The organism is Enterobacter cloacae complex sp. 370H10, assembly GCF_050031535.1.
In the GTDB taxonomy this organism is placed as follows: Bacteria; Pseudomonadota; Gammaproteobacteria; order Enterobacterales; family Enterobacteriaceae; genus Enterobacter; species Enterobacter intestinihominis.
The window spans coordinates 1,472,655-1,489,809 of record NZ_JBLGWG010000001.1 but is presented as its reverse complement, the minus strand read 5'-3'; the positions used below and the strand labels follow the sequence as shown (position 1 = coordinate 1,489,809).

At 57.6% G+C, this 17,155-nt stretch carries 17 protein-coding genes and 1 riboswitch; of the genes, 9 read left to right on the top strand and 8 right to left on the bottom strand.

Features of this window, described 5'->3' with window-relative positions:
* Window positions 1–24: 24 nt before the first annotated feature.
* From cecR to ACQG2Q_RS07215, 5 genes are read left to right on the top strand one after another with little or no spacing between them, the layout of a single operon-like run.
* The gene (gene cecR / locus ACQG2Q_RS07235) at window positions 25–702 is read left to right on the top strand and encodes a transcriptional regulator CecR (RefSeq protein WP_023299641.1); all 678 of its coding nucleotides are present in this window, start codon (window positions 25–27) and stop codon (window positions 700–702) included.
* Entirely contained in the window at window positions 699–1,694 is a 996-nt protein-coding gene (gene hlyD, locus ACQG2Q_RS07230; RefSeq protein ID WP_096216931.1) for a secretion protein HlyD, read from the top strand. The genes cecR and hlyD overlap by 4 nt, the downstream gene beginning before the upstream one ends.
* Window positions 1,687–3,426: an ATP-binding cassette domain-containing protein gene (locus ACQG2Q_RS07225; protein WP_022647508.1), complete on the top strand. Its 1,740-nt coding sequence runs from the start codon at window positions 1,687–1,689 to the stop codon at window positions 3,424–3,426. Before hlyD ends, ACQG2Q_RS07225 begins: the two co-directional genes overlap by 8 nt.
* A complete protein-coding gene (locus tag ACQG2Q_RS07220; RefSeq protein WP_022647507.1) occupies window positions 3,416–4,549 on the top strand; it encodes an ABC transporter permease in 1,134 nt (377 codons plus the stop codon). Before ACQG2Q_RS07225 ends, ACQG2Q_RS07220 begins: the two co-directional genes overlap by 11 nt.
* Window positions 4,550–4,606: 57 nt before the next feature.
* On the top strand, window positions 4,607–5,713 hold the full coding sequence (locus ACQG2Q_RS07215; RefSeq protein WP_022647506.1) for an ABC transporter permease: 1,107 nt from the start codon (window positions 4,607–4,609) through the stop codon (window positions 5,711–5,713).
* On the opposite strand, the gene ACQG2Q_RS07210 is transcribed toward ACQG2Q_RS07215, so the two are convergent.
* Window positions 5,675–6,085: a YbhQ family protein gene (locus ACQG2Q_RS07210; protein WP_003858499.1), complete on the bottom strand. Its 411-nt coding sequence runs from the start codon at window positions 6,083–6,085 to the stop codon at window positions 5,675–5,677. The genes ACQG2Q_RS07215 and ACQG2Q_RS07210 overlap by 39 nt on opposite strands.
* A 133-nt stretch (window positions 6,086–6,218) precedes the next feature.
* Here ACQG2Q_RS07210 and ACQG2Q_RS07205 point away from each other — a divergent pair, with 133 nt between their 5' ends.
* The 3 genes from ACQG2Q_RS07205 to ACQG2Q_RS07195 are packed head-to-tail and all read left to right on the top strand — an operon-like array spanning window position 6,219 to window position 9,177.
* On the top strand, window positions 6,219–6,980 hold the full coding sequence (locus ACQG2Q_RS07205) for an endonuclease/exonuclease/phosphatase family protein (RefSeq protein WP_022647505.1): 762 nt from the start codon (window positions 6,219–6,221) through the stop codon (window positions 6,978–6,980).
* Complete coding sequence (gene clsB / locus ACQG2Q_RS07200; protein WP_022647504.1) at window positions 6,977–8,215, top strand: cardiolipin synthase ClsB; 1,239 nt, start codon at window positions 6,977–6,979, stop codon at window positions 8,213–8,215. Before ACQG2Q_RS07205 ends, clsB begins: the two co-directional genes overlap by 4 nt.
* Window positions 8,215–9,177, top strand: coding sequence for a lysylphosphatidylglycerol synthase domain-containing protein (locus tag ACQG2Q_RS07195; RefSeq protein WP_003858505.1), 963 nt, complete (start codon window positions 8,215–8,217; stop codon window positions 9,175–9,177). The genes clsB and ACQG2Q_RS07195 overlap by 1 nt, the downstream gene beginning before the upstream one ends.
* Before the next feature lie 532 nt (window positions 9,178–9,709).
* Here the strand turns inward: ACQG2Q_RS07195 and ACQG2Q_RS07190 are convergent.
* The 6 genes from ACQG2Q_RS07190 to moaA all read right to left on the bottom strand — a co-directional run bounded on the left by ACQG2Q_RS07190 (window position 9,710) and on the right by moaA (window position 13,183).
* Window positions 9,710–10,417, bottom strand: coding sequence for a Bax inhibitor-1/YccA family protein (locus ACQG2Q_RS07190; protein WP_003858508.1), 708 nt, complete (start codon window positions 10,415–10,417; stop codon window positions 9,710–9,712).
* A 58-nt stretch (window positions 10,418–10,475) separates the two neighbouring features.
* Window positions 10,476–10,928 carry a molybdopterin synthase catalytic subunit MoaE gene (gene moaE / locus ACQG2Q_RS07185; RefSeq protein WP_022647503.1) on the bottom strand — a complete coding sequence of 151 codons (453 nt, stop codon included), beginning with the start codon at window positions 10,926–10,928 and terminating at the stop codon, window positions 10,476–10,478.
* A gap of 1 nt (window position 10,929) precedes the next feature.
* Window positions 10,930–11,175: a molybdopterin synthase sulfur carrier subunit gene (gene moaD, locus ACQG2Q_RS07180; RefSeq protein ID WP_022647502.1), complete on the bottom strand. Its 246-nt coding sequence runs from the start codon at window positions 11,173–11,175 to the stop codon at window positions 10,930–10,932.
* Window positions 11,168–11,653 (bottom strand): cyclic pyranopterin monophosphate synthase MoaC, encoded by a 486-nt coding sequence (moaC, locus tag ACQG2Q_RS07175; RefSeq protein ID WP_006809528.1) that lies wholly within the window; start codon window positions 11,651–11,653, stop codon window positions 11,168–11,170. The genes moaD and moaC overlap by 8 nt, the downstream gene beginning before the upstream one ends.
* Before the next feature lie 3 nt (window positions 11,654–11,656).
* Window positions 11,657–12,169 carry a molybdenum cofactor biosynthesis protein B gene (gene moaB, locus ACQG2Q_RS07170; protein ID WP_022647501.1) on the bottom strand — a complete coding sequence of 171 codons (513 nt, stop codon included), beginning with the start codon at window positions 12,167–12,169 and terminating at the stop codon, window positions 11,657–11,659.
* Window positions 12,170–12,193: 24 nt separating this feature from the next.
* Window positions 12,194–13,183: a GTP 3',8-cyclase MoaA gene (gene moaA, locus ACQG2Q_RS07165; protein WP_063850470.1), complete on the bottom strand. Its 990-nt coding sequence runs from the start codon at window positions 13,181–13,183 to the stop codon at window positions 12,194–12,196.
* Window positions 13,171–13,304: riboswitch (molybdenum cofactor riboswitch) on the bottom strand. (Overlaps the previous gene by 13 nt.)
* Before the next feature lie 226 nt (window positions 13,305–13,530).
* Between moaA and yvcK the strand changes: the two genes are divergently transcribed.
* Complete coding sequence (yvcK, locus tag ACQG2Q_RS07160) at window positions 13,531–14,439, top strand: uridine diphosphate-N-acetylglucosamine-binding protein YvcK (RefSeq protein ID WP_023299636.1); 909 nt, start codon at window positions 13,531–13,533, stop codon at window positions 14,437–14,439.
* 515 nt (window positions 14,440–14,954) lie between these two features.
* On the opposite strand, the gene uvrB is transcribed toward yvcK, so the two are convergent.
* Window positions 14,955–16,970 (bottom strand): excinuclease ABC subunit UvrB, encoded by a 2,016-nt coding sequence (uvrB, locus tag ACQG2Q_RS07155; RefSeq protein WP_003858519.1) that lies wholly within the window; start codon window positions 16,968–16,970, stop codon window positions 14,955–14,957.
* Window positions 16,971–17,155: the final 185 nt, after the last annotated feature.

Here is a 17,155-nt window from a genome sequence, read left to right as displayed (position 1 = left end):
GATTGATTAATTTTTAATGCTGCTATGAATACAACCCCAACGACAACCAAAGGCGAACAGGCGAAAAGTCAGCTTATCGCCGCCGCGCTGGCGCAGTTTGGCGAGTATGGTCTGCATGCCACCACGCGGGATATCGCCGCGCAGGCCGGGCAGAATATTGCGGCCATTACCTACTATTTTGGCTCAAAAGAGGATTTATACCTCGCCTGCGCCCAGTGGATCGCGGATTTTATCGGCACCAGCTTTCGCCCACACGTGGAAGAAGCCACCGCGCTGTTCAGCCAGCCAGAGCCGGACCGGGTTGCCATCCGCCAGCTGATCCTTAACGCCTGTCACAACATGATTCGCCTGCTGACGCACGACGATACGCTGAACCTGAGCAAATTTATCTCCCGCGAGCAGCTCTCCCCCACTGCCGCGTACCAGCTGGTACACGATCAGGTGATCGCCCCGATGCATAGCCATCTGACCCGGCTGATCGCCGCCTATACCGGACGGGACGCCAGCGATACGGACACCATTTTGCATACCCACGCCCTGCTGGGCGAAGTGCTCGCCTTCCGTCTGGGGCGTGAGACCATCCTGTTACGTACGGGCTGGACACAATTCGATGAGGATAAAGCCGCGCAAATTAGCCAGGTCATTACCTGTCACGTTGATCTGATCCTGCAAGGCTTAACGCAAAGGAGCCAGAAGTCATGAAAAAACCTGTCGCCATCATTCTGGTGGTTGTTGTCTTGCTTGCTGCGGGAACAGTCGGCTGGCTGTGGTATCAGAGCCAGCAGGATCGTGGCCTGACGCTGTACGGCAACGTGGATATCCGCACCGTGAACATGAGCTTCCGCGTCGGCGGACGGCTGGCCTCGCTGAGCGTTGACGAAGGCGATGCCATCAAAACCGGGCAGACGCTGGGGATGCTGGACAAAGCCCCGTTTGAAAACGCGTTGATGCAGGCAAAAGCGGGCGTCGCCGTCGCACAGGCGCAGTACGACCTGATGCTGGCGGGCTATCGTGATGAAGAGATCGCCCAGGCGGCCGCTGCCGTTAAGCAGGCAAAAGCCGCCTATGACTATGCGCAGAATTTCTATAACCGTCAGCAAGGCTTATGGAAAAGCCGCACCATTTCCGCCAACGACCTGGAAAATGCGCGCTCATCCCGCGACCAGGCGCAGGCGACGCTGAAATCTGCCCAGGATAAGTTAAGCCAGTACCGCACCGGTAACCGCGCGCAGGACATTGCCCAGGCGAAGGCCAGCCTTGAGCAGGCGCAGGCGCAGTTAGCCCAGGCGGAGCTGGATCTGCACGACACCACGTTAATCGCCCCGTCTGACGGTACGCTGATGACCCGCGCCGTGGAGCCGGGCAGCATGCTCAGCGCGGGCAGCACCGTGTTAACGCTCTCCTTAACCCGTCCGGTGTGGGTGCGCGCTTACATTGATGAGGCGAATCTTGGCCAGATGCAGCCGGGCCGCGAACTGCTGCTCTACACCGATGGTCGCCCGGACAAGCCGTATCACGGCAAAGTGGGCTTCATCTCCCCAACGGCCGAGTTCACGCCAAAAACCGTTGAAACCCCGGATCTGCGTACCGACCTGGTGTATCGCCTGCGCATCATCGTCACCGATGCGGACAACGCGCTGCGTCAGGGCATGCCTGTTACCGTCACCTTAAACGACGGGGAACAACATGAATGATGCGGTTATCCAGCTCAATAATCTGGTCAAACGCTTCCCGGGAATGGCTAAACCGGCGGTCGCGCCGCTGAACTGTACGATTCAGAAAGGCTATGTGACCGGGCTGGTGGGGCCGGACGGCGCGGGTAAAACCACGCTGATGCGGATGCTGGCGGGATTGCTGAAGCCGGATGAAGGCAGCGCCAGCGTGCTTGGCCTTGATCCCATCAAAGACGACGCGGCGCTCCACGGCATACTCGGCTATATGCCGCAGAAGTTTGGTCTGTATGAAGATCTGACGGTAATGGAAAACCTCAACCTGTATGCCGATCTGCGCAGCGTTACCGGCGAAACCCGGCAGAAAACCTTCGAGCGTCTGCTGGCGTTTACCTCCCTCGGCCCGTTCACCGATCGGCTGGCGGGCAAACTTTCCGGCGGGATGAAGCAGAAGCTGGGGCTGGCCTGCACGCTGGTGGGCGAACCGAAGGTGCTGTTGCTGGATGAACCCGGCGTCGGCGTGGACCCGATTTCCCGCCGCGAGCTGTGGCAGATGGTGCACGAGCTGGCGGGTGACGGCATGCTGATCCTCTGGAGTACCTCTTACCTTGATGAAGCAGAGCAGTGCCGTGACGTGCTGCTGATGAACGAAGGCGAACTGCTCTATCAGGGCGAGCCCACCGAGCTGACGCAAACCATGGCCGGGCGCAGTTTTCTGCTACACAGCGCGCAGGAATCCAACCGCAAGCTGCTGCAACGGGTGCTGAAGCTGCCCCAGGTGAGCGACGGGATGATTCAGGGCCGTTCGGTGCGCGTGATCCTCAAAAAAGAGGCCACCGCCGACGATATCCGGCGTGCGCAGGGGATGCCTGAAATCGACATGACAGAGACCGCGCCGCGCTTTGAAGATGCGTTTATCGATCTGCTGGGCGGGGCGGGAACCTCAGAATCACCGCTTGGCGCCATTCTGCACACGGTGGAAGGCACGCCGGGCGAAACGGTCATTGAAGCGAAATCGCTCACCAAAAAATTCGGCGATTTCGCTGCCACCGATAACGTCAATTTTGCCGTGAAGCGCGGCGAGATATTTGGTCTGCTCGGGCCGAACGGTGCAGGGAAATCCACCACCTTTAAAATGATGTGCGGCCTGCTGGTACCGACCTCCGGCAAAGCGCTGGTGCTGAACATGGATCTCAAAGTCAGCTCCGGCAAGGCGCGCCAGCATCTGGGCTATATGGCGCAGAAGTTTTCGCTCTACGGCAACCTGACGGTGGAGCAAAATCTGCGATTTTTCTCCGGCGTCTACGGCCTGCGGGGACGGGCGCAGAACGAGAAAATCGGCCGCATGTGCGACGCCTTTGGCCTGACCGATATCGCCTCACACGCTACCGACGCGCTGCCGCTTGGCTTCAAACAGCGGCTGGCGCTGGCCTGTTCGTTGATGCACGAGCCCGATATCCTCTTTCTTGATGAACCCACGTCAGGCGTGGACCCCCTCACCCGCCGTGAATTCTGGTTGCATATCAATAGCATGGTGGAAAAAGGCGTGACCGTGATGGTCACCACCCACTTTATGGACGAGGCAGAGTACTGCGACCGCATCGGGCTGGTCTATCGCGGCAAGCTGATTGCCCACGGCACGCCGGACGACCTGAAAGCGCAGGCCGCCGACGACGCACAGCCGGACCCAACCATGGAGCAGGCGTTTATCACCCTCATCCACGACTGGGATAAGGAGAATCCTCATGCGCAGTAACGCCCTCTCCTGGCGCCGGGTGCGCGCCCTGTGCGTCAAAGAGACGCGGCAGATTGTGCGTGACCCCAGCAGCTGGCTGATTGCGGTGGTGATCCCCCTGCTGCTGCTGTTTATTTTTGGCTACGGAATTAACCTCGATTCCAGCAAGCTGCGGGTTGGGATCCTGCTGGAGCAGCAGAGCGAAGAGGCGCTGGACTTCACCCACGCCATGACCGGCTCGCCCTACATCGATGCCACCATCAGCGACAACCGGCAGGAACTGATCCAGAAAATGCAGGCCGGTAAAATTCGCGGTCTGATCGTCATCCCGGTCGATTTCGCCGCCAACATGGCACGCCCGGGCGCCGATGCGCCAATTCAGGTGATCACCGACGGCAGCGAACCGAACACCGCCAACTTCGTGCAGGGCTATGCGGAGGGGATCTGGCAGCTCTGGCAGATGCAGCGCGCCGAAGACCGGGGGGAGAAGTTTGAACCGCTGATTGACGTGCAGACGCGCTACTGGTTTAACCCCGCCGCCATCAGCCAGCATTTTATTATCCCGGGTGCAGTCACTATCATCATGACGGTGATTGGCGCGATCCTCACCTCGCTGGTGATCGCCCGCGAATGGGAGCGCGGCACCATGGAGGCGCTGCTCTCCACCGAAGTGACGCGCGTCGAGCTTTTGCTCTGCAAGCTGATCCCCTACTACTTCCTCGGCATGCTGGCGATGCTGCTCTGTATGCTGGTCTCGGTATTTATTCTTGGCGTGCCGTACCGCGGTTCGCTGGTGGTGCTGTTCTTTATTACCAGCCTGTTTTTACTCAGCACGCTGGGAATGGGGCTGCTGATCTCCACCATCACCCGCAACCAGTTTAACGCCGCGCAGGTGGCGCTTAATGCCGCCTTCCTGCCGTCGATCATGCTCTCCGGCTTTATCTTCCAGATTGACAGTATGCCAGCGGTGATCCGTGCCGTGACCTACATCATTCCGGCACGCTACTTTGTGAGCACCCTGCAAAGCCTGTTTCTGGCGGGGAACATCCCGGTAGTGCTGATTATCAACACCCTGTTTTTGCTGGCGTCGGCGGTGATGTTTATCGGGCTGACGTGGATGAAAACGAAAAGAAGATTAGATTAGCCATCGGATTTTGTAGGTCGGATAAGCGCAAGCGCCACCCGACAGGAGGACGACGCGATGTTTCACCGTTTATGGACATTGATCCGCAAAGAGCTGCAATCCTTGCTGCGCGAGCCGCAGACCCGCGCCATTCTGGTGCTGCCGGTGCTGCTTCAGGTTGTACTGTTTCCGTTTGCCGCCACGCTGGAGGTCACCAACGCTACCATCGCCATTTACAATGAAGACAATGGCAAGCATTCCGTCGAGCTGACGCAGCGTTTCGCCCGCGCCAAAGCCTTTACCCATGTCCTGCTGCTGCAAAGCCCGCAGGCGATCCAGCCCACCATCGACACGCAGAAAGCATTATTGCTGGTGCGCTTCCCGGCGGATTTCTCCCGCAATCTGGACACCTTCCAGACCGCGCCGATGCAGCTGATCCTCGACGGACGTAACTCCAACAGCGCCCAGATAGCGGCGAACTATTTGCAGCAGGTAGTGAAGGACTACCAGCAGGAGCTGATGGCGGGCAAACCCAAACCCAACAACAGCGAGCTGGTGGTGCGCAACTGGTACAACCCGAATCTGGACTACAAGTGGTTTGTGGTGCCGTCGTTAATCGCCATGATCACCACTATTGGCGTGATGATTGTCACCTCGCTGTCCGTGGCACGCGAACGTGAGCAAGGTACGCTGGATCAGCTGCTTGTCTCGCCGCTCGCTACCTGGCAGATATTTGTCGGCAAGGCGGTGCCGGCACTGATTGTCGCGACGTTCCAGGCCACCATCGTGCTGGGGGTGGGAATATGGGCGTACCAGATCCCGTTTGCCGGATCGCTGGCGCTGTTTTACTTCACGATGGTGATTTACGGCCTGTCGCTGGTGGGGTTTGGGCTGCTGATTTCGGCGCTCTGCTCAACGCAGCAGCAGGCGTTTATCGGGGTGTTTGTCTTTATGATGCCGGCGATTTTGCTTTCAGGGTACGTGTCGCCAGTGGAGAACATGCCGGTGTGGTTACAGGATCTGACATGGATAAACCCAATTCGTCACTTCACGGATATCACCAAGCAAATCTATCTGAAGGATGCGAGTCTGGATATTGTGTGGGGAAGTTTGTGGCCGCTACTGGTCATCGCGGCCACAACGGGCTCAGTGGCCTATGCGATGTTTAGACGAAACATCGCGTAGCTTTTTCTCTTTGGTGAGCAACGACACCACCGCAGGCCCTGCGAGGATAGCCAGACCCGCCAAGGCCAGCAGCAGGTTGTTTTGCAGCACGCGTGACAACAGCCACAGGACGATCATTGCCGCACCAAAATACCAGGTGGTGGTGAGCTCTTCGAGCACATCACCCACTTCACGCCAGCGCGCGTCGTGGTGACGCTGTAAAAACAGCATCGACAGCACGGTCACGCCGTAAACCACACATAACCCTAAGCCGACACGCACCAGCGTGCCGCTCATCCAGCCCATCACCAGTACGGCCACGACCAGTAAATGCAACATTATCTGCCAGCAACTCAAACCGGTTGCGACACGAACGCGTTGTTGCCACTTCATGGCTTCTCTCCTGAAGGATTTTTCTCTGCTAATTCAGACTACCGCACTTTACGGAAAATTCCGTAACGCCGCATCTTTTTGTGACGCCTACTACACTTTATTTTCATCGGGATAGTCACCCAGGAAGGTGTTTATGAGCAAAAGAACGCAGCATTTCTCGCTTAAGGTGCTGACGATAAATATTCATAAGGGCTTCACAGCATTTAACCGCCGCTTCATTTTACCGGAGCTGCGCGACGCGGTACGCACCGTCAGCGCCGATATTGTCTGCCTCCAGGAGGTCATGGGCGCGCACGAAGTGCACCCGATGCATTTCGAAAACTGGCCCGACACGCCCCATTACGAGTTTCTGGCGGATACAATGTGGAGCGATTACGCCTACGGGCGCAATGCGGTCTACCCGGAGGGGCATCACGGTAACGCAGTGCTGTCGCGTTTTCCTATCGAGCATTATGAGAACCGGGACGTCTCCGTTGGCGAGAGCGAAAAACGCGGGTTGTTATACTGCCGCATCACGCCACCGGCGCTCGATTTTCCCATTCATGTGGGCTGCGTTCATCTTGGCCTGCGTGAGGCCCACCGTCAGGCTCAGCTACAGATGCTGGCAGACTGGACCAATGCGCTGCCGGAGGGCGAGCCCGTGGTAGTGGCCGGTGATTTTAACGACTGGCGACAGCGGGCCAATCATCCGCTGAAGGTGAATGCGGGGCTGGAGGAGATTTTTACCCGCTCACGCGGTCGTCCCGCGCGGACGTTTCCGGTGCGCTTCCCCCTGCTGCGCCTTGACCGCATCTACGTAAAAAATGCCCACGCCAGCAGCCCGACGGCGCTGGCTTTACTCAACTGGCGACATCTCTCCGACCATGCCCCACTCAGCGCGGAGATCCACTTATGAAATGCACATGGCAGGAAGGTAACCGTATTACGCTGCTGGAAAATGGCGATAACTTTTATCCGGCGGTCTTTGAGGCGATTAGCCACGCACAGCAGAAAGTCTTTCTGGAAACGTTTATCTGGTTTGAAGACGACGTGGGCAGGCAGTTGCACAGCGCGCTGCTGCAAGCCGCTCGTCGCGGTATAAAAATCGAGGTCCTGCTCGACGGATATGGTTCGCCGGATCTCAGCGACGAATTTGTTAACGAGCTCACCGCCGCAGGGGTGGTATTCCGCTATTACGATCCCGGCCCGCGTCTGTTCGGGATGCGCACCAACCTGTTCCGCCGAATGCACCGCAAAATTGTGGTGGTGGACGAAACGGTGGCCTTCGTGGGCGGCATTAACTACTCCGCCGAGCATATGTCGGATTATGGTCCCGAAGCGAAACAGGACTACGCGATCCGTATCGAAGGGCCGGTGGTTCAGGACATCCAGCTGTTCGTGCTGGAAAACTTACCCGGCAAAGAGGCCGCTCGCCGCTGGTGGCGACGCCGCCATCGCCCGGAAGAGAACCGCAAGCCCGGCGAGGCGCAGGCGCTGTTCGTCTGGCGGGATAACGAGGAGCACCGGGACGATATCGAACGTCACTACCTGAAGATGCTGGCGAACGCGAAGCGCGAGGTGATTATCGCCAACGCCTATTTCTTCCCCGGTTACCGGATTTTGCACGCCATGCGCAACGCGGCCCGACGCGGCGTGAGCGTGAAGCTCATCGTCCAGGGTGAGCCCGATATGCCGATTGTGAAGGTGGGCGCGCGTCTGCTCTATCGCTATCTGGTCAAAAGCGGCGTGCAAATCTATGAATATCGCCGCCGCCCGCTGCACGGCAAAGTGGCCGTGATGGATGACCACTGGGCGACCGTTGGCTCAAGCAACCTCGATCCGCTGAGCTTATCGCTCAATCTGGAAGCGAACCTGATCATCCACGATCGCCAGTTTAATCAGACCCTGCGCGATAACCTTCAGGGTCTGATCAATAAAGACTGCGTGCGTGTGGATGAGTCCATGGTGCCGAAACGCAGCTGGTGGAACGTTGGCATCGGCGTGGTGGTGTTCCACTTCCTGCGCCACTTCCCGGCCATGGTGGGCTGGCTGCCCGCGCATACACCGAAACTGGCGCTGGTGGATCCGCCAGTGCAACCCGAAATGGAAACCCAGGACCGCGTAGAGGCGGAAGATGGAGGGAAAACCTGATGTCGAAATCTCATCCTCGCTGGCGGCTGGCGAAAAAAATCCTGACCTGGCTGTTCTTCATTGCCGTCGCGGTCCTGCTGGTGGTGTATGCCCAAAAGGTGGACTGGGAAGAGGTGTGGAAGGTTATTCGCAACTACAACCGGACAGTCCTGCTGGGGGCGGTTGGCCTGGTGATTGTGAGCTACCTGATGTACGGCTGCTATGACCTGTTGGGACGCGCCTACTGCGGGCATAAGCTTGCCAAACGGCAGGTTATGCTGGTGTCATTCATCTGCTACGCCTTTAACCTGACGCTGAGCACCTGGGTGGGCGGGATTGGTATGCGCTATCGCCTGTACTCCCGCCTTGGCTTACCGGGCGGCACCATCACGCGTATTTTCTCGCTGAGTATCACCACCAACTGGCTGGGGTATATCCTGCTCGGCGGGGTGATTTTCACCATTGGCGTGGTGCAACTGCCTGCGCACTGGTACATCGATGAGGCCACCCTGCGCATTCTGGGCATCGTACTGCTGCTGATCATCGCCGCCTACCTTTGGGCCTGCGCCTTTGCCAAACGTCGTCATATGACCATTAAAGGGCAGAAGCTGGTGCTGCCGTCATGGAAGTTTGCCGTCCTGCAAATGGTGGTTTCCAGCGCCAACTGGATGGCGATGGGGGCCATTATCTGGCTGCTGATTGGCGAAGATGTGAATTACTTCTTCGTGCTGGGCGTGCTGCTGGTAAGCAGTATTGCCGGGGTAATTGTGCATATTCCGGCGGGGATCGGCGTACTGGAAGCGGTGTTTATCGCGCTGCTTGCAGGGGAGCATGTGTCTCACGGGACGATTATCGCTGCCCTGCTCGCGTACCGCATGATCTACTACTTCCTGCCGCTGGCGCTGGCAACGGTCTGTTATCTGGTGCTGGAGAGTCGGGCGAAGAAGCTGCGCGCGAAGAACGAGAAGGCGATGGCAAAATAAAAGCAAAACGGCAACTTCGTTGCCATTTTTAGGGTTTGTTCCCTTTCCCTGTGGGCTGAGGGATCCCCAGTAATTTTTTTATGCAGAAGCAATAAAGTTGCTTTCTAAATGACTGAGGGCTGTCAGCGATGCCCTGGTCCGGCTGTAAATCGCTGAGGCGTTTGCCTTCCGGCCGGGGCGAGGCGCAGGGATGCGCCGAGAGGGCGGCTTTACAGGGACGTTGCCTCCGCCCGTACCCGATAAGCCGGAAGGAATAAGCCGAGGGCACCGCGAAGCGGCGATTTACCGCCGGGAGCCCGGGTCGCCAGGGTGGTGGCGACTGAGCCACCCTGGCACGTTCACCGGTCATGTCGTTACAGAGTAGCAAGGAACATAAAGTGAACGGAATGACCACCACCGCCGTATGTTCCCCTCACCCTAACCCTCTCCCCGGAGGGGCGAGGGGATTGCTCAGTGCTCGCATTAATTTGTGGGGAACCCTCAGCCCTGTGGGAGAGGGTCAGGGTGAGGGCATCAGACAGCGCCACCCTCACTAGCGACGGTTGCCGAAGATACGCAGCAGCATCAGGAACAGGTTGATGAAGTCCAGATACAGCGTCAGTGCGCCCAGAATCGAGTATTTGCGCAGGTTTGAACTGTCGCGAACATCAATTTGTTCACCGATGTTTTTCAGTTTCTGGGTGTCGTAGGCGGTTAAGCCCACGAAGATCACCACCCCGATATAGGTCACCGCCCACATCAGCGCGTCACTCTTCAACCACAGGTTCACCAGCGACGCCAGCACAATCCCTATCAGCCCCATAAACAGCATGTTGCCGAAGCCGCTCAGGTCACGTTTGGTGGTGTAACCGTACAGGCTCATCACACCGAACATCCCGCCGGTCACCACAAAGGTGCTGGCGATGGAGGAGTAGGTGTAAACGATGAAAATACTGGAGAGCGTCAGCCCGGTCAGCGCCGAATAGAGCATAAACAGCGTGGTCGCCATGCCCGAACTGAGCTTGTGCACCAGCCCGGAGAGCACGAATACCAGCGCCAGTTGCGCAATAATCAGCCCAAAGAAGGTGATTTTGCTGGAGAAGATAAACATCATCAGTTCAGGCGTGTTTGCCGCATACCACGCGATAAACGCGGTAAGCAGCAGGCCAACCGTCATCCAGCCATATACCTGAGCCATGTAGGTTTGCAGCCCGCTACGGGTCTGCTGAACTATCGAATCGGAACGCGGAAATCGGTCCATGATTCACTCCTGATTAAGTAAACACACACGTTAAGACTAACACATCCACGTAAACCTGTTACCAGCGGCTGGCAGCCTGTTTGTCGCTGTCCCGCGATTCCACCCAGCGCTCACCTTCCGGCGTCGCTTCACGCTTCCAGAACGGCGCTTTAGTTTTGAGGTAATCCATGATGAACTCCCCCGCCGCAAAAGCACTCCCGCGATGGGCGCTGGTGACGCCGACAAACACAATTTCTTCGCCGGGCCACATTTCGCCGATGCGATGGATAACCGTAACGCGCCCCAGCGGCCAGCGGCCTCGCGCCTCTTCGACAATGGCCGCCAGCGATTTTTCGGTCATTCCCGGATAGTGCTCCAGCGTCAGCGCTTTTACGCTGTCGCCGAGATTATGATTACGCACTTTCCCGGTAAAGGTCACGACCGCGCCGTCTTCGTCGCGCCCGGCCAGCCAGTCATATTCCGTGCCCACGTTAAAACGCTCATGGCCAACCAGAATTCGGGTTTCCGTCATCTCAACCCCCTGTGACCGGCGGGAAAAAGGCCACTTCATCTCCATCAGCCAGCGGGTGGGTCAACTCCACCAGCGTCTGATTCACGGCGGCCAGCAGTTTGCCTTCATCCAGCGCCAGCGCCCAGCGGTCGCTTTGCGCCGCCAGATGCGCACGCAGGGCGGCGACGTTTTCGAAAGAGCCGTCCAGCGTCAGGCTGTCGGTATTGATCAGCTCACGGACCTGGGCAAAAAAGAGCACCTTAATCATGGCTTTCCACCTTAAAATCACCGGATTTGCCGCCGCTTTTTGCCAGCAGACGCACCGGGCCAATCACCATATCTTTCTGCACCGCTTTACACATGTCGTAGATGGTCAGCGCCGCCACGGAGGCTGCCGTTAACGCCTCCATCTCCACACCGGTTTTCCCGGTTAAGCGGCACAGGGACTCGATACGCACGCGGTTATGCTCCGGCTGCGCCTGCAAATTTACCTCCACTTTGCTAAGCATCAGCGGATGGCAGAGCGGGATGAGGTCCCAGGTGCGTTTAGCGGCCTGAATACCGGCGATGCGGGCGGTGGCAAACACATCACCCTTGTGATGGCTACCGTCGATAATCATCGCCAGCGTCTCCGGCAGCATGGTGACGAACGCTTCAGCACGCGCCTCGCGCACCGTTTCGGCTTTGGCGGAGACATCCACCATATGCGCTTCGCCAGCGGCGTTTATGTGGGTCAGTTGTGACATAGCTTATTTCTTTAAATGGGGATGGAAATTACACGGACGGGTACGGGCATCCAGCTGCGGGGCAATAATGTTTTCCCACGCGGTGCGGCAGGCTTTGGTCGAGCCCGGCATGGCGAAGATCAGCGTCTTGTTCGCTACCCCCGCGACGGCACGGGACTGGAGCGTAGAGGTGCCAATCTCTTCAAATGAGAGCATGCGGAACACTTCGCCGAAGCCTTCTACTTCGCGATCGAACAGCGGAAGCAGCGCTTCCGGCGCCTGGTCGCCTGCGGTAAAGCCGGTGCCGCCAGTGATCAGTACAACCTGGACGTCATCACTCGCAATCCACTGTGAAACCTGAGCGCGAATGGCGTAACGGTTCTCTTTGACGATCGCTTTATCAACAATCTGGTGCCCGGCTTCGTGTGCCGCCTCGCGCAGCCAGTGGCCGGAGGTATCATCCTCTTCACCACGACGTTCGGAAACGGTAAGAATAGCAATGCGTGTCGGGATAAATTCCGCGCTTACCTGACTCATCTTCTGGTTCCTTCTAAAGCCTGATTACCCGCCGATATAGGACAGGTTCTGAGTAATGCCGGTGTTGCCCTGATGCAGGAAATGGGTCTGCTTTTTGTGCGTCAGCGCCTCGGAAATGCGTGCTTCAAGCGCGTCCTGTTGGGCGTCGTCTTCCAGCAAATCGCGCAGATCGACGCCGCCATCCCCGAACAGGCAGAGGTGCAGCTTGCCAACAGAGGAGACGCGCAGGCGGTTGCAGCTGGCACAGAAGTCTTTTTCATAGGGCATGATCAGGCCGATTTCGCCTTCATAATCCGGATGACAAAAGACCTGCGCCGGGCCATCGCTGCGCTGGCGGATCTGGTGGATCCAGCCGCGTTTCAGCAGTTCGTCACGCAGGACCATGCCGGAGATGTGATGGCGACGGAACAGCTCGCTGCCCTCCCCGGTCTCCATCAGCTCAATAAAACGCAGTTGAATGCGGCGCGGTTTGATCCACGCCAGAAAGGTGTCCAGCTGATGGTGGTTCACATCACGCATCAATACGGTATTGACTTTGACCTTGTCGAAACCGGCGGTGAACGCGGCATCGATGCCGTCCATTACCTGCTGGAACTTATCCTGGCCGGTAATGGCGTGGAACTGACGGGCGTCCAGGCTATCGACGCTGACGTTGATCGCCGTCAGCCCCGCATCGCGCCAGTTCGCCACGTCACGCGCCATGCGGTAACCGTTGGTGGTCACCGCTATCTGGCGGATACGTTCGTTTTCACGCACGGCGGCAATGATGTCAGGGAAATCACGGCGCAGGGAGGGCTCTCCCCCGGTAAGACGCACTTTTTCCGTACCGAGTTCAGAGAACGCGCGCGTGACGCGGCGTACTTCTTCCACGGAGAGAAAGCCATTATTGGTGACGCTGCCCGGCTTGTAGCCATCGGGCAGGCAGTAGGTGCAACGGAAGTTACACACGTCGGTAATCGACAAACGTAAGTAGAAAAACTTACGCGCGAAAGTATCAGTAAGTTGTGAAGCCATGTACACCTTTCCAGATCGGGAGGCACAGTCATTTCTTTCTGTACCCTGGTGGCAAATCCGCCACGGCCAGGGCGCCATATCTCTCGACACAGGCGCCAGGGCTAGAGTGTATGTTTTCAGTTTTGAAAACGTGGTTATGGCGATAGTAGCGTGGAAATCGCCACTTCGCCATTGTCGCTTTTCGCTATATAAATTTATACATAACGATGTTATCGTGCATTTTCACTACAGAATACGCAAAAACAGCGCTTTCGCATTGATATACGTCATTATGGTTTGTGAGAGGCATCGTCTTTTAGGAGTAGTTGCGTTACTGTGACGCAAGCTTAACAGGATAAGGAATAGGTATGCGCAATCGCACTTTTGCGGATCTGGACCGCGTGGTCGCTCTTGGAGGAGGTCACGGTCTGGGACGGGTTATGTCGTCGTTATCGTCACTGGGCTCACGCCTGACGGGCATCGTGACAACAACGGACAACGGCGGCTCAACCGGGCGGATCCGACGTGCTGAAGGCGGGATAGCCTGGGGTGATATGCGCAACTGCCTCAACCAGCTCATTACTGAGCCAAGCGTGGCCTCGGCGATGTTTGAGTACCGTTTTGGGGGAAATGGCGAACTTTCAGGCCATAACCTTGGAAATCTGATGTTAAAGGCGCTGGATCACCTGAGCGTGCGCCCTCTGGAAGCGATCAATTTAATTCGTAACCTGCTAAAAGTGGATGCGTTCCTGATCCCGATGTCCGAACAGCCGGTAGATTTGATGGCGATCGATGCTGATGATCACGAAGTGTATGGTGAAGTGAATATCGACCAGCTTCTCCTTCCGCCAAAAGAGCTGATGACCTACCCCAGCGTACCCGCAACGCGTGAAGCGGTTGAAGCGATTGGCGAGGCCGATCTGATCCTGATTGGGCCGGGGAGTTTTTATACCAGCCTGATGCCGATCCTGCTGGTGAAAGAGCTGGCGCAGGCGCTGCGCAGAACGCCTGCGCCCATGGTCTATATCGGTAATTTAGGCCGCGAACTCAGTCCGGCGGCGGCAAGCCTGTCGCTGGCGGATAAGCTGGACCTGATGGAACAGTATGTTGGTAAGAAAATTATCGATGGTGTCGTGGTCGGGCCAAAAGTAGATGTGTCGGGGATTGGCGATCGCGTGGTGGTGCAAGAGCCGCTGGAAGCCAGCGATATTAAATATCGCCACGACCGCCATCTGCTGCGCGAGGCGCTGGAGAAGGCGATTCAGGCATTAGGTTAGGTTCGTTTTGTGCGGCCTGATGCCCTCACCCCGGCCCTCTCCCTTTGGGCTGAGGGTTCCCCACAAATTAATGCGAGCACTGAGCAATCCCCTCGCCCCTCCGGGGAGAGGGTTAGGGTGAGGGGAACATACGGCGGTGGTGGTCATTCCGTTCACTTTATGTTCCGTGCTACTCTGTAACGACATGACCGGTGAACGTGCCAGGGTGGCTCAGTCGCCACCACCCTGGCGACCCGGGCTCCCGGCGGAAAATCGCCGCTTCGCGGTGCCCTCGGCTTATTCCTTCCGGCTTATCGGGTACGGGCGGAGGCAACGTCCCTGTAAAGCAGCCCTCTCGGCGCATCCCTGCGCCTCGCCCCGGCCTGCAGGAAACGCCTCAGCGATTTACAGCCGGACCAGGGCATCGCTGACAGCCCTCAGTCATTTAGAAAGCAACTTTATTGCTTCTGCATAAAAAAATTACTGGGGATCCCTCAGCCCACAGGGAGAGGGAGAAAACCCCACCGGGCAAAAAACTACGATGCCGCAATAAACAGATCCCGCAGCTGATGCAGCTGATCGCGGATTTGCGCAGCCTCTTCGAACTCCAGATTCTGCGCGTGCTGCATCATCTGCCCTTCCAGCTCGTGGATCTTTTGCTGCAACGCTTTCGGGGTCAGCGCGACGGTATCCTCTTCCACCACTGAACGGGCCTTGCCGCGCCCTTTCGCTTTGGTCTTCGCAATGTTCTGACCCAGCGCCAGGATATCCACCACCTTCTTGTTCAGCCCCTGCGGCGTGATGCCGTGCTCTTCGTTATAGCGCTGCTGCTTCTCGCGACGACGTTCCGTTTCGCCAATCGCTTTGGCCATCGACGGGGTGATTTTATCCCCGTACAGAATCGCCTTCCCGTTGACGTTACGCGCGGCGCGGCCAATGGTCTGGATCAGCGAGCGCTCGGAACGCAGGAAGCCCTCTTTGTCCGCGTCCAGAATCGCCACCAGCGACACTTCCGGCATATCCAGACCTTCTCGCAGAAGGTTGATACCCACCAGCACGTCGAACTCGCCCAGGCGCAGGTCGCGGATGATCTCCATACGCTCCACGGTATCAATATCCGAGTGCAGATACCGCACCTTCTCGCCGTGTTCTTCCAGATACTCCGTCAAATCCTCCGCCATACGTTTGGTGAGCGTGGTCACCAGTACACGCTCGTTGATGGCGGAACGGGCACGTATTTCCGAGAGCAGATCGTCCACCTGCGTCGCCACCGGACGCACCTCGATAATCGGATCCAGCAGCCCGGTCGGACGCACAACCTGGTCCACCACGTCATCACCGGATTTCTCCAGCTCGTAGTTGCCCGGCGTCGCCGATACGTAGATGGTCTGCGGAGCAAGCGCCTCAAATTCTTCAAACTTCATCGGACGGTTGTCCAGCGCTGATGGCAGTCGGAACCCGTACTCCACCAGCGTCTCTTTACGCGCGCGGTCACCGCGGTACATCCCGCCGATCTGGGGGATCGTAACGTGGGATTCGTCGATCACCAGCAGGCCGTCCGCCGGAAGGTAGTCAAACAGCGTCGGCGGCGCTTCGCCCGGCCCGCGTCCGGAGAGGTAGCGTGAGTAGTTTTCAATGCCGGAGCAGTAGCCCAGCTCGTTCATCATCTCCAGATCGAACTGGGTACGCTGGCTCAGGCGCTGCTCTTCCAGCAGCTTGTTGTTCGCCAGCAGCACCTTGCGGCGGTCTGCCAGCTCAATTTTAATCTCTTCCATCGCCTGTACGATACGCTCGCGTGGCGTCACGTAGTGCGTTTTCGGGTAGATGGTGAAGCGCTGGATCACCGACTCCACATGACCGGTCAGCGGGTCGAACAGCGACAGGCGTTCAACCTCTTCATCGAACAGCTCCACGCGCAGCGCCATGTCGTCCGATTCCGCTGGGAAGATATCAATCACCTCACCACGTACGCGGAAGGTCCCGCGCTGGAACGCCTGATCGTTACGGGTGTACTGCAACTCCGCCAGACGGCGCAAAATTGCACGCTGATCGATGATCATCCCCTGCGTCAGGTGCAGCATCATCTTGAGATAGAGATCCGGATCGCCCAGGCCGTAGATCGCCGACACCGAGGCCACCACCACCACATCACGACGCTCCAGCAGCGCCTTGGTCGCCGACAAACGCATCTGCTCGATATGTTCGTTCACCGAGGCATCTTTCTCGATAAACGTGTCGGAGCTGGGAACGTAGGCTTCCGGCTGGTAGTAGTCGTAGTAGGAGACGAAATACTCCACCGCGTTTTCCGGGAAGAACTCTTTCATCTCACCATACAGCTGCGCCGCCAGCGTTTTGTTCGGCGCGAGAACCATCGTAGGACGCTGAAGATCGGCAATGACGTTGGCAATAGTGAAGGTTTTACCCGAACCGGTTACCCCCAGCAGGGTCTGGTGCGCCAGCCCGTCTTCCAGCCCCTCTTCCAGGCGACGAATGGCCTCGGGCTGATCCCCGGAAGGACGGAAAGCAGAATTCAATTTGAACGGTTTACTCATGGGCGACGACCTGATGACAGAATAAGCGGCAGGTGAGTAATTTTACTCGTTGTGGCCAGGATTGCCAGTAAAAAACACTGGATGGAAAACCAGTAGCGTGTCAGGATATTTAGCGTAGCGCAGAGAGGATTAGTGCGTTCGCGAGCTAAATTTCAACTGTGACAATATAAAACACCAGCCTCAGG

What these genes read in the sequence shown, in the direction of transcription:
- ACQG2Q_RS07225 (WP_022647508.1), top strand. Translation starts at nt 1,687, where the DNA reads ATGAATGATGCGGTTATCCAGCTCAATAATCTGGTCAAACGCTTCCCG.
- moaA (WP_063850470.1), bottom strand. Translation starts at nt 13,183, where the DNA reads ATGGCTTCACAACTTACTGATACTTTCGCGCGTAAGTTTTTCTACTTA.
- uvrB (WP_003858519.1), bottom strand. Translation starts at nt 16,970, where the DNA reads ATGAGTAAACCGTTCAAATTGAATTCTGCTTTCCGTCCTTCCGGGGAT.
- ACQG2Q_RS07215 (WP_022647506.1), top strand. Translation starts at nt 4,607, where the DNA reads ATGTTTCACCGTTTATGGACATTGATCCGCAAAGAGCTGCAATCCTTG.
- ACQG2Q_RS07220 (WP_022647507.1), top strand. Translation starts at nt 3,416, where the DNA reads ATGCGCAGTAACGCCCTCTCCTGGCGCCGGGTGCGCGCCCTGTGCGTC.
- moaC (WP_006809528.1), bottom strand. Translation starts at nt 11,653, where the DNA reads ATGTCACAACTGACCCACATAAACGCCGCTGGCGAAGCGCATATGGTG.
- moaB (WP_022647501.1), bottom strand. Translation starts at nt 12,169, where the DNA reads ATGAGTCAGGTAAGCGCGGAATTTATCCCGACACGCATTGCTATTCTT.
- moaE (WP_022647503.1), bottom strand. Translation starts at nt 10,928, where the DNA reads ATGACGGAAACCCGAATTCTGGTTGGCCATGAGCGTTTTAACGTGGGC.
- ACQG2Q_RS07205 (WP_022647505.1), top strand. Translation starts at nt 6,219, where the DNA reads ATGAGCAAAAGAACGCAGCATTTCTCGCTTAAGGTGCTGACGATAAAT.
- clsB (WP_022647504.1), top strand. Translation starts at nt 6,977, where the DNA reads ATGAAATGCACATGGCAGGAAGGTAACCGTATTACGCTGCTGGAAAAT.
- cecR (WP_023299641.1), top strand. Translation starts at nt 25, where the DNA reads ATGAATACAACCCCAACGACAACCAAAGGCGAACAGGCGAAAAGTCAG.
- ACQG2Q_RS07195 (WP_003858505.1), top strand. Translation starts at nt 8,215, where the DNA reads ATGTCGAAATCTCATCCTCGCTGGCGGCTGGCGAAAAAAATCCTGACC.
- yvcK (WP_023299636.1), top strand. Translation starts at nt 13,531, where the DNA reads ATGCGCAATCGCACTTTTGCGGATCTGGACCGCGTGGTCGCTCTTGGA.
- moaD (WP_022647502.1), bottom strand. Translation starts at nt 11,175, where the DNA reads ATGATTAAGGTGCTCTTTTTTGCCCAGGTCCGTGAGCTGATCAATACC.
- ACQG2Q_RS07210 (WP_003858499.1), bottom strand. Translation starts at nt 6,085, where the DNA reads ATGAAGTGGCAACAACGCGTTCGTGTCGCAACCGGTTTGAGTTGCTGG.
- ACQG2Q_RS07190 (WP_003858508.1), bottom strand. Translation starts at nt 10,417, where the DNA reads ATGGACCGATTTCCGCGTTCCGATTCGATAGTTCAGCAGACCCGTAGC.
- hlyD (WP_096216931.1), top strand. Translation starts at nt 699, where the DNA reads ATGAAAAAACCTGTCGCCATCATTCTGGTGGTTGTTGTCTTGCTTGCT.